Here is a 10,962-nt window from a genome sequence, read left to right as displayed (position 1 = left end):
CGGACAACCGTCCGTCGCGCCACCGTCATGTCCGCATACGTTCGTCCCGCTGCGAGCCGCCGGGCAACGGCGGCTCCCCACATGGGAGATCGGGGGTGCGATCGTGCGCATCGGACTGCTTACGGAGGGTGGCTATCCGTATGTCAGCGGTGACGCCAGACTCTGGTGCGACCGGCTCGTACGCGGGCTCGGGCAGCACGAGTTCGACATCTACGCGCTCAGCCGCAGCGAGCGGCAGGAGACCGAGGGCTGGATCCCGCTGCCGCCTCAGGTCAGCCGGGTACGGACGGCACCTCTGTGGACCGCGGAGGACGACGGGGTCGCCTACGGGCGCCGGGCACGACGGCGGTTCGCCGACGGGTACGGGGAGCTGGCCGCCGCGCTCTGCACGGCACCGGAACCGGGGACCCCACAGGATGCCTCCGAACCGCTCGGGCCCGAGGCGGACCGTTTCGGCAACGCCCTGTACGCGCTCGCCGAACTCGCCCGGGACGAGGGCGGACTGGTCGGCGCACTGCGTTCCGAAACCGCCGTACGCACGCTGGAGTGCGCCTGTCGTGCACCGGGCGCCCTCCGGGCAGCGCGCGCGGCGCGCGTCCCCGAATTGCTCGATGTGGCCGCGCACGTGGAACGCGTCCTGCGCCCCCTCTCCCTCGACTGGTACGAGGACGACGGACTCGGCTCGGCCGACCTCTGCCATGCCACGACGGGCGGCACCGCCGCCCTGCCCGGCCTCCTCGCCCGGCACTTCGCCGGAGTCCCGCTGCTGGTCACCGAGTACGGCGTACAACTGCGTGCGCACTACCTGGGGACAGCGGACGGGCCCCCCTCGGTGCGCGCCCTTCTCGCGTCCTTCCACCGCCGGCTGACCGCCGAGGTCTACCGGCGGGCCGCGTGCATCACGCCCGGCAACACCCACGCCCGGCGCTGGCAGGAGCGGTGCGGCGCCGACCGGGCCAAACTGCGCACGGTCTACCCCGGCATGGAGGCGTCCCGCTTCACGGAGGTGGGCGAGGCCGGCGACTGTGCGGACCCGTACACGCTGGTCTGGGTCGGCAGGATCGAACCCGCCAAGGACCTGGTCTCCCTGCTCCACGCCTTCGCGGAGATCCGCAGGCAGGAGCCGAAGGCGCGGCTGCGGATCGTGGGGGCCGCGGTCGGCGCCGAGGGCACGGAATACCTCGGGCACTGCCGGGCGCTGGCCGCGCAACTCTTCCCCGACGAGGCGGAGGGCGTACACGCCGTCGGCGACAACCCGGTGTCCTTCGAGGAGATCGGCGACCCGGCGGTGCCGGACCTGGCGGAGGCGTATGCGGCCGGGGCGGTCGTCGTCCTGTCGAGCGTCGTCGAAGGGTTTCCGATCAGCCTGGTGGAAGCCATGTTCTGCGGGCGGGCGACGGTGTCCACGGACGTGGGCGCGGTCGTGGAGGTCATCGGCGGTACGGGACTTGTGGTTCCGCCGCGCAATCCCCGGGCGCTCGCGGAGGCGTGCCTGGCGCTGCTGGGCGACCCCGAGCGCCGTGAGCGCCTCGGCGCGGCCGCCCGCGCACGAGCCCTCGAACTCTTCACGGTCGAGCAGAACGTGGCGGCGTTTCACGGCATTTACCTGGAGATCGTCTCCCACTCGCCGGTACGGCGCGTGCTTGTCGACGATGCTGGCGAACCGCTGCCCTTCGGAGCCCCGGCCGAGACGCACCTGCCCGGCCGCTGGACCGAGCCGGGGCACCTGGCCGGGAGACCGCGCTGGGCGTGGACGGCGGGCGGCGCGACGGCACCCGTACGGGCCACCGGACAGCCCCAGGAAACCGTCCCGGCGCCGGAGCGGGCGTCATGAGCGACTTGGGAGAACTCGACCGCCCCGGCGCCCGGGACGCACGGCCGGAGGAGTGGCTCGTGGGCACGGGGGAGACCGGCGTGGGCGCCGAAGGGGTGCCGGGGACGTATGCGCGCGTCGACGGGGCGCCGCCGGAGGGCTCCGAGGCCGGGGCGGGCGGCGTGTCCGCGACGCTCGACGGCGCGGGAGCCGACGCGCGCGGTGAGTCCGTTGCTCCGGAAGTCGTGTTGGAAGACGTGTGTGACGTCGGCGCATACGGGGGCGCGTTCGACGCAACTCGCGCCGAGGGGCGCACGGATACCGTCACGCCGGAGCGCGCGCCCCGTACCGTCGGCTCCACGCCCCTCGAATCCGCCGACAGCGCGAACCCGGCCCGCAAGCCCCCGGCCCGCCGTGGCGCCGTCGACCCCGTCAAGGCCCTTGTGCACCGGCATCGCGACCTGTGTGAGCGGGCCGTCGACCCACTGGAGATCGCGGCCGGTCTGGAGGCCCATGGCCTGACCGACCGCACCGCCTCCCGCTTCCGGCACCGCGATGTGTTCTCGCTCGCCGAGGAGATGTACGCCCGCGTACCCCGCGACGACGACCAGCCCCCAGCGCAACCCGCCGCCGCGGAAGCCCCCCGCGAGCACTGGGCTTGGGCCGCCCTCGCTCTGCTCCCGGGCGCGCTGTGCGCGGCCACCGTCATCGGGATGCGGCTCACCGCGGGCCGCCCCCGCCTGGCCGTCGCCGCGATCGGTGCCCTCGCCGTCGCGCTCGGCCTGCGCGCCGCGTTACGCCGCGGCCCCTTGCGTGCACCCGCCCACGCCACGCCGATCGCCACGCGCGCATGGACGTGCTGGCTGCTCGCCTACGCCCTCCTCGGCGACGGCCTGCTGCGCGCCGCACTGGACGGCGGCCCCGACGGCCTCTGGCCGGCGGCCACCGCACCCGTCCTGGCCCTCGCCCTGGCCTGTGGCCCCGCCGTCTGGTGCGCCCGTCTCTTCGCCGTACGCGCCCGCCGCAGACTCGCCGCGAGCCGCGGCCTGGAGGACTTCGCGGCCTCCGCCGCACCGCTGCTCCTCGGGATGTTCGGACTCTTCCTGTGCGCCCTGGGCGCACTGCTCGCGCTGTGCGCCGCCCTGCTCGGCGGACCCGCCGCGTACGCCGGAGCCGGTGCACTCGGCGCGCTTCTGCTGCTCTCCCGGCTGCTCACCGCGCATGGCTTCAGCCATGCCCCGGCCGTCGTCCTCGGCACCGCGACCGCCGTCGAGGCGATGGCCCTGGCCTCCGTCTTCGCCGGACGGCTGCCCGGCTGCTCGTTGCTGGCCACCCCGGTCGAGACCCTGGCCGACGCCTGGGGCGCGGATGCCGTCCCGGCCCTCGTCTGCGCCCTGGCCGCCCTGACCCTCCTGATCCACGCGACCCGCACCCTGACCCGGGCCTCGGCCCATGCCCGACCGCCCGGCTCGCCCTGACCGCGGCCCATGACACCCCCACCTCCGACGTCATGCGCCGCCACCGTGGCCCGGGATCCCCGCCCATGTCCCGAGCACACGACTCCCGCGGGGCCGACACCGCGGGCCCCTCTTCATGACCCACGGCACCACCTCTGAAGGAGAACGTCAGATGATCACCTCCCGAACCGGAGAATCCGCCCCGGGAGCCGCCCGATGAGGGTCCTGCTGATCGGAGCCAACGGATATCTCGGCCGCTTCGTCGCCGACCGCCTGCTCGCCGACCCGGCCGTACAGCTCACCGCCCTCGGCCGCGGCGACGACGCCGACGTACGGTTCGACCTCGCATCCGGCAGCCCCGGCGCGCTCACCCGCTTCCTGGACGCCGTGCACCCCGGGGTCGTCGTCAACTGCGCCGGAGCCATCCGTGGCGGCGCGCGCGAACTCACCCGGCACAACACCGTCGCCGTCGCCACCGTCTGCGAGGCCCTGCGCCGCAGCGGCTGCGGGGCACGCCTGGTCCAGATCGGCTGCGGCGCCGAATACGGACCCAGCCAGCCCGGCTCCTCCACGGCCGAGGACGCGGTCCCGCGGCCCGGCGGTCCGTACGGCGTCAGCAAGCTCGCCGCCACCGAACTGGTCCTCGGCTCGGGACTCGACGCCGTCGTGCTCCGCGTGTTCTCGCCCGCCGGGCCCGGCACCCCCGCCGGATCCCCGCTCGGCCGCCTCGCCGAGGCCCTGCGCCGCGCCATGCAGTCCGGCGACGGCGAACTCAAGCTCGGCGGTCTCGGCGTCCAGCGCGACTTCGTCGACGTACGCGATGTCGCCCGCGCCGTCCACGCCGCGTCCCTGTCCGCCGCGCAGGGCGTGATCAATATCGGCTCGGGCCGCGCCGTGCGCCTCCGCGACGCGGCCGCCGTCCTCGCTCGCGTGGCCGGCTACGGCGGCAACCTGCACGAACTCGACGGCTCTCCCGGCCCGGTGCGGCCGCCCATCGGCCACCCCCGTGGCGAAGCCGACCACGCCGCCCCGGTCGCGTACCCCTACCCGGACGGCTGCGGCAGCTGGCAGCAGGCCGACGTGCGCACCGCACGTGACCGCCTCGGCTGGCGGCCCCGGATCAATCTCGAGGAGTCCCTCGCCGATATCTGGATGGAGGCGGCATGCCGCATCTGACCAGCAGGACGGCGGGCACCGCGAGCACCGGCCTGGGCCCGGGCCTGGGCATCCCGGGCTATGCGCACCCCCTCGTCGCCCCCCTGGAGTGGAGCGAGCTCGCCCGCCCGGGCGCCCCGGTGCACTGGGCCGTCCTCAATGTGAGCGGGGGTCCCGGGACACGACCCGACCCGCACTGCCTGGAGGCAGCGGGGCGGCTGCACAACGCGGGTGTGCGTGTTCTCGGTCACCTCGACGCCACCTATGGCGCCCGGCCCTTCGGTGAGTTGGTCTCCGAGGCGCACCGGTATCTCGACTGGTACCGGGTCGACGGATTCCTCCTGGACCGCTGCCCGAGCGAACGCGCCGCGCTCCCCGAGGTCCGCCGCACGGTCGCCGCACTCCGCGCGTTCCTCGACCGCGGGCACATCGTCCTTGGCCACGGCACCCACCCGTATCCGGGATACGCCGAGAACGCCGACCAGTTGGTCACCTTCTCCGGCTGCTGGAACGACTATCGCTGGTCGCAGGTGGCCGAGTGGACCGCCGACCACCCGCCCGAGCGGTTCTGCCACTTCGTGCACGGCGTGCCCCGAGGGCACCTCGACGAGGCGCTGCGGATCGCCCGCTGGCAGGGCGCCGCCACGATCTGGTTCACCGACCGCACGGCGCGCGGCGGCCGCGCGGACCCCTGGGAGGGCATGCCCGGCTACTGGGACGAAATCGTCTCGCGGATCGGAACGGGTGTCTCGGAATGAAGAAGGCCATGGCAGTGTTACGAGGAGAACAACTGTAGTGATTGACCGACCAACGGAGTCCCCGTGTCGCTGCCACCCCTGGTCGAGCCGGCTGCCGAGCTCACCGTAGACGAGGTCCGCAGGTACTCCCGCCACCTGATCATCCCCGATGTCGGGATGGACGGGCAGAAGCGGCTGAAGAACGCCAAGGTGCTCTGTGTGGGCGCCGGCGGTCTGGGCTCGCCTGCGCTCATGTACCTGGCCGCGGCGGGCGTGGGAACGCTCGGCATCGTGGAGTTCGACGAGGTCGACGAGTCGAACCTCCAGCGGCAGATCATCCACAGCCAGGCTGACATCGGCCGCTCCAAGGCCGAGTCCGCGCGCGACTCGGTCAAGGGCATCAACCCGTACGTGAACGTGATCCTTCACGAGGAGCGGCTCGAGGCCGACAACGTGATGGACATCTTCAGCCAGTACGACCTGATCGTCGACGGCACGGACAACTTCGCGACCCGCTACCTGGTCAATGACGCCTGCGTGCTGCTGAACAAGCCGTACGTCTGGGGTTCGATCTACCGCTTCGACGGTCAGGCATCGGTCTTCTGGTCCGAGCACGGCCCCTGCTACCGCTGCCTCTACCCGGAGCCCCCGCCGCCGGGCATGGTCCCCTCCTGCGCCGAGGGCGGCGTCCTCGGCGTGCTGTGCGCGTCCATCGGTTCCATCCAGGTTACCGAGGCGATCAAGGTCCTCACCGGCACGGGCGAGCCGCTCGTCGGCCGACTGATGATCTACGACGCCCTGGAGATGCAGTACCGCCAGGTCAAGGTCCGCAAGGACCCGAACTGCGCCGTCTGCGGCGAGAACCCCACCGTCACCGAGCTCATCGACTACGAGGCCTTCTGCGGCGTCGTCTCCGAGGAGGCCCAGGCGGCGGCCGTCGACTCGACGATCACTCCGAAGCAGCTCAAGGAGTGGATCGATGACGGCGAGAACATCGAGATCATCGACGTCCGCGAGCCGAACGAGTACGAGATCGTCTCCATCCCGGGCGCCAGGCTGATCCCGAAGAACGAGTTCCTCATGGGCGCCGCCCTGGAGACCCTCCCGCAGGACAAGAAGATCGTCCTGCACTGCAAGACGGGTGTCCGCAGCGCGGAAGTCCTCGCCGTCCTGAAGTCGGCGGGCTTCGCGGACGCGGTCCACGTGGGCGGCGGCGTGATCGGCTGGGTCAACCAGATCGAGCCGCACAAGCCGGTCTACTGATCAGGGTCTCGCTGACCAGCGAGGCTGAGGAAGCCCACGGCTCTGAACAGCTCAGATGCCGTGGGCTTCTGTCGTTGTCGGTCTGCGTCGGGTGACCTTGGACGGCCCAGGGACGGCCCAGCGGTCGCCGTTGCTTTGACGATCAGGGCTGGTCTGCCAATGCCGCGTATGCTCGCTCGACCTCGCCCAGGTACTGCTCCAGGCGGAAGCGAACCTTCTCGATGCCCCTGCCGTCGGGGCCCGGGTACATCAGGTTGGACCAGGTGACCGTCTCGCCCCTGAGCCGCACCCGGATGGTCAGCCTGTCCGGCCCTGGCTCGGGCTGCTCCTGGGTTGCCACGTCCACCTTGCGCGGCGTATCTGTCGGATAGAGCGGTCCGCCTGGGCGGAGCAGTCGCCTCGGATCGAGGCCAGCCATCCTGCTATCGCTGCGCGCGACCAGGTCGAGGCCATCGACGAAGAGGTACGTGTGAACGGTCTCGGCGTCGCTCGAATCCTGATCTTCGAGGCTCGCGCCAAAGTGGCTGGCTAAAGTCGCGGAGCCGACCGCCCCAGCCACAGCGGGGTTCTCCCCCTCTCATAGCCGCGTCCGCCGTCCGGCTGGCGGCCTGGTGCGGGATCAGCGGGCCGTACGAACGTCCGCGTATCTGGCAGCGTTGGCCCGCATGCTACCGCCACCGCGATCCGGCCTCCTTCGGTAACACAAAGCGTCTTTGACCTGCACCGTTGGGGATCACCGTTCGTCCCCGTGCCCGTGTTGGAGTGTGGCCGCTGCGTGTGGCGACGGGCGGGCGGCGACGTGCGCCGGTGGCGAAGACATGGAGGCGGCGCGGCCCTCGGTTTGATCCGACCTACTGGTGTAGGCAGCCGGGTGGAAAGGGGTGCGTGGTGGCCCCGGAAGCGGGGCGTTGGGGTCTAGCTGCTGTTTTTCCCTTCCTGAGGCCGGATCGTGGTGGCGGTGGTGTGCGGGCCGGAGCGGCTGTTGATGCGCTGGGGCGGAGTGGGCGGCGGCCGGGTTGGCGATGATTGACAAGCGCCGTTGGTCGCCCGGACGAGCGAGCGCAGCCGAGCCTTGATGACGTAGGGAAACTTCCACCGCGCCAGGCTCAGGATGCGTGTCCGGTCCCGGGTGATGCTTGACAGTTAGGTCCCAGCTGATGGTTGACAGTGGCTGTGATCGGCTTTTCTGTGCGCGGCGTTCGCCCGGGCTTTGCAGACCTTCGAGGTGCCGGAGGAGGTGCTGACCGACAACGGCAAACAGTTCACCGACCGGTTCGGGCAGGGCGGTGAGGTGCTGTTCGACCGGATCTGTCGGGAGAACGGGATCGCGCATCGTCTCACCCAGCCGGCGTCGCCGACCACGACGGGCAAGGTCGAGCGGTTCCATCAGACGCTGCGGCGTGAACTCCTCGACGACTGCGGCGCGCTCGAGAGCATCGGGGCGGCTCAGGCGGCAACGGATGCTTGGGTGCAGGAGTACAACTCCATTCGTCCGCATCAGGCGCTGGACATGCAGTCTCCGGGTGACCGGTTCACCCCGGTTCCCAAGCAGGAGCGGGACGTGCTGGGCCTGAGGGTGCCCGGAGTGCTCGCGTCGGTGCCGCAGCAGCGGACACCTCTTGCGGAGCCGGATCCGGCCGAGGTGTCGCCCGTGTCGGCCGGCCTGCCTGATCTGGTCCCGGCATTGGTTCAGCTGGAGCCCGGTAGGCCGGTGGAGTTCGAGCGGGTGGTGCCTGCGAGTCGGAATCTGCAGGTCGCGGGCAAGCAGTTCTGACTCGGACCGGCCCGCTCAGGACTGACGGTGACCTTCTGGGCCGAAACATCGGTGATCCACTGCTGATCGCGGGAGCACGGATCATGACCGTGCGGTCACACTTGTCGGTGGCGGATCTGGGGCGGCTGGCCGCCCGGGGCGGACGTGCGGCCGGACCGGCCCCGCTTCCGGCCGGCGACGGGGGTCGCGTTCGAGGTGGACCGGGTCGTGAACAACAGCGGCCTGGTGGGCCTGGGCGGGCACCAGGTGCTGGCGGCGGAGATCCTCGGAGGCCGCCAGGTGGGTATCCGCATCGACGACGAGACACTGTCGTTGTTCGATCTATCCTCGCGGGAACTGCTGCGGGTGCGGCCCAACCCGCTGACCAGCGAGGAAGTCCGCCGACTGCGGGGCCTGCGTCCGGCCGGACCGCCGCCGCGTCCGGGCATCGAGCCCGTGCGTGTGCAGCGGCGGGTCAGCGCGGTGGGCACAGTCATGGTCTGTCGGCAGGTCGTGTCCCTCGGCCGCCCTGTACGAAGGGCAGACCGTGACCGTGCATGTGTCGGACTCGATGATCATCGTCGAGCTGGACAGCCAGGTCCGGGTCATCCGGCGCACGACCGACGTCCCGGTCCGTAATGTGAAAGCGAACAAGCCTCACAAGGTTTCCGATGTTGTCTAGGCCCACCGTCAAGCATCACCTGAGACCGGAGCGTCAAGCATCAGCTGGGATTCGACAGCGATCAGGGGGCGGCGGCTCCCGTGCCGCTACGCGGCAACGCTGCTGGGCTGCTGCCCGTGTTTGAGGTAGATCGGTGCGGTCTCTGATGATCGGGCCTCGATAGCGGCAAGGATTCGTCGGGCCAGCTGCGGAATCGTGCGGTCGGCGACCTCGGGAGACAGGAACTCGAAGCTGTTCAACTCGTCCGCCTGCAAGGTCACCCCGACACAACCGGCGCCGGTGATTGTCTGGCCGGGGTCTGTACAGCGCGACCCCTCTCCGATCCGGACCGGGTCTCGGCAGTACGGGCGGCCGTGACGGCAGCGACGTATTCCTGTGGTTCCCTCGGTGCTCAGACGGGATATCCGGACAGAGAAATCACGAACGAGCTGCTCAAGAATGGTCGGCGTCCCGAACGGGGTCAGGCGATATGTGTGGCGCTGCATCCCGCCCCGAGCAGGAGTCGCCGACGGCCGTCATGAGCACACCTTGCCGTCCTTCGGAACAGTCCCGTCCAGCAGATACGCGTTCACCGTCGAGTCCACGCAGTCGCTGCCGCTCCCGTATGCCCCGTGACCCTCGCCCTTCCAGGTGAGCTCCACACCCACGCCCTTGCCCAGCCCGTCGGCCATCCTGCGGGCGCCCTCGTACGGCGTCGCCGGGTCCCCGGTGTTGCCCACCACCAGCACGGGCGCGGCTCCCGGCGCGCTGACCTCCGGATGGTCGAACTGCCCGGCCACCGGCCAGTCGTGGCACCAGCCCGCGGTGTCCCAGCCCAGGAAGTCGCCGAACACGGGCGATATCTTCTCGAACTCCGGCAGCAGCTTCTTCACCTTCTCGGGCGTCGGCCGCTGCCTGTCGTCCAGGCACGATATGACCCGTTGCGCATGCGTCGTCGTGCCGTAATGGCCCGAAGGTTCCCGCTCGTTGTAGTCGTCGGCCAGCGTCAGCAGCTGCGAACCGTCGCCGGCCTCGGCCGCCTTGAGTGCGCTGGTGAGCGTGGGCCAGCCCTCCTTGCTGTAGAGCGGCCGCACGATGCCGGTGAGGGCCAGGGTCTGGGTGAGTTTGCGGCCGGACGACGTCGGCAGCGGCTTCGCGTCGATCCGCTTGAGCAGGTCCGCGATCTTCCGAGAGCCCTGCTTCGGGTCCTGCCCCGTCGACTTGAGGTAGTCGTCCAGCGCACGCTGGAAGCCGAGGGCCTGGTTTTTCGCGTGGCCCACGCTGTCGGCGGTCGGGTCGACGACGGCGTCCAGCACCACCCGCCCCACGTTCTTCGGGAACAGGTGCGCGTACACACCGCCCAGCTCGGTGCCGTACGAGATGCCGAAGTAGTGCATCGTCCGGTCACCCAGGACCTGGCGCAATAGATCCATGTCGCGCGCGGTGTCCGTCGTCGAGACATGCGAGAGCAGTTTTCCGGCGGCCTTCTCACACCCCCTGCCGAAATCTGTGGCGTCGTCGAGGTATGCCTTCTCCTCGATGGCGTCGTCCGGCGTGGCGTCGACCGTCTCGGCGGCCTGGATCGCCTTGTCGCTGCGGCAGCGGATCCCTTCGCTGGCGCCGACCCCGCGCGGATCCCAGCTCACCAGGTCGTACCGCTCGTGGAGCTTGGCGATCGTGCTCTCGTACAACGGCATCATGGAGACGCCGGAGCCGCCGGGACCGCCGAAGTTGAACACGAGCGAGCCGATCCGGCTGCCCCCGCTCGCCTTGGAACGGATCAGTGCCAGGCCGATCGTCTCGCCGCGTGGCTTCGCCCAGTCCAGTGGCACCTTCAATCTCGCGCACTGCCAGTTGCCGCCCGGCGCCGACGGGCCCTTGCAACGGCCCCAGTCGGGTTTCTGCGAGGTGAGCGAGTCGTCCCTGTTTCCGCCGGGCGAACCGCTGCTGCAGCCGGCCATCAGCACCGCGGCTGCGGCCGCGGCGGTCCACCGTGCGAAACGTGACATGTGCTCCCCCTCATGAGCTCCCTCCCCGCACGGAGCCGCGGGGAGCAGTCAGGCCATAGTAGGTGGATCGACTCAAGGCCATGGCGGCCTGTGGATAACTCTCTGACCTGCGTC

The 10,962-nt window shown here is 70.8% G+C and carries 9 protein-coding genes and 1 pseudogene; 7 read left to right on the top strand and 3 right to left on the bottom strand.

Going from position 1 to position 10,962, the window contains the following annotated elements; all coding sequences use genetic code 11:
• Nucleotides 1-103 precede the first annotated feature (103 nt).
• The 5 genes from ABT186_RS39540 to moeZ all read left to right on the top strand — a co-directional run bounded on the left by ABT186_RS39540 (nt 104) and on the right by moeZ (nt 6,425).
• Entirely contained in the window at nt 104-1,834 is a 1,731-nt protein-coding gene (locus tag ABT186_RS39540) for a DUF3492 domain-containing protein (protein WP_351929215.1), read from the top strand.
• The gene (locus ABT186_RS39535; RefSeq protein ID WP_351229665.1) at nt 1,831-3,291 is read left to right on the top strand and encodes a hypothetical protein; all 1,461 of its coding nucleotides are present in this window, start codon (nt 1,831-1,833) and stop codon (nt 3,289-3,291) included. Before ABT186_RS39540 ends, ABT186_RS39535 begins: the two co-directional genes overlap by 4 nt.
• 195 nt (nt 3,292-3,486) lie before the next feature.
• Nucleotides 3,487-4,446, top strand: coding sequence for an NAD-dependent epimerase/dehydratase family protein (locus tag ABT186_RS39530; protein ID WP_351929211.1), 960 nt, complete (start codon nt 3,487-3,489; stop codon nt 4,444-4,446).
• Nucleotides 4,434-5,183: a spherulation-specific family 4 protein gene (locus tag ABT186_RS39525; protein ID WP_351229661.1), complete on the top strand. Its 750-nt coding sequence runs from the start codon at nt 4,434-4,436 to the stop codon at nt 5,181-5,183. Before ABT186_RS39530 ends, ABT186_RS39525 begins: the two co-directional genes overlap by 13 nt.
• A gap of 63 nt (nt 5,184-5,246) precedes the next feature.
• Complete coding sequence (gene moeZ, locus ABT186_RS39520) at nt 5,247-6,425, top strand: adenylyltransferase/sulfurtransferase MoeZ (protein ID WP_351929209.1); 1,179 nt, start codon at nt 5,247-5,249, stop codon at nt 6,423-6,425.
• 142 nt (nt 6,426-6,567) lie between these two features.
• Here the strand turns inward: moeZ and ABT186_RS39515 are convergent, their stop codons facing one another.
• Nucleotides 6,568-6,984, bottom strand: a complete 417-nt coding sequence (locus ABT186_RS39515; protein ID WP_351929207.1) for a hypothetical protein — start codon at nt 6,982-6,984, stop codon at nt 6,568-6,570.
• 627 nt (nt 6,985-7,611) lie between these two features.
• On the opposite strand from ABT186_RS39515, the pseudogene ABT186_RS48165 reads away from it, so the two are divergent.
• Nucleotides 7,612-7,971 (top strand): annotated as a pseudogene (locus ABT186_RS48165) (integrase core domain-containing protein); the annotation flags it as partial.
• 754 nt (nt 7,972-8,725) lie between these two features.
• Nucleotides 8,726-8,860 (top strand): hypothetical protein, encoded by a 135-nt coding sequence (locus ABT186_RS39505; protein ID WP_351929205.1) that lies wholly within the window; start codon nt 8,726-8,728, stop codon nt 8,858-8,860.
• An 86-nt stretch (nt 8,861-8,946) separates the two neighbouring features.
• Here the strand turns inward: ABT186_RS39505 and ABT186_RS39500 are convergent, their stop codons facing one another.
• Nucleotides 8,947-9,120, bottom strand: a complete 174-nt coding sequence (locus ABT186_RS39500; protein ID WP_351929203.1) for an NUDIX hydrolase — start codon at nt 9,118-9,120, stop codon at nt 8,947-8,949.
• A 255-nt stretch (nt 9,121-9,375) separates the two neighbouring features.
• A complete protein-coding gene (locus ABT186_RS39495) occupies nt 9,376-10,848 on the bottom strand; it encodes an alpha/beta hydrolase (RefSeq protein WP_351929201.1) in 1,473 nt (490 codons plus the stop codon).
• Nucleotides 10,849-10,962: the final 114 nt, after the last annotated feature.

The sequence above is a fragment of the Streptomyces sp. NPDC001634 genome (assembly GCF_040298185.1).
In the GTDB taxonomy this organism is placed as follows: Bacteria; Actinomycetota; Actinomycetes; order Streptomycetales; family Streptomycetaceae; genus Streptomyces.
This window is presented reverse-complemented; position numbering and strand designations above follow the sequence as displayed.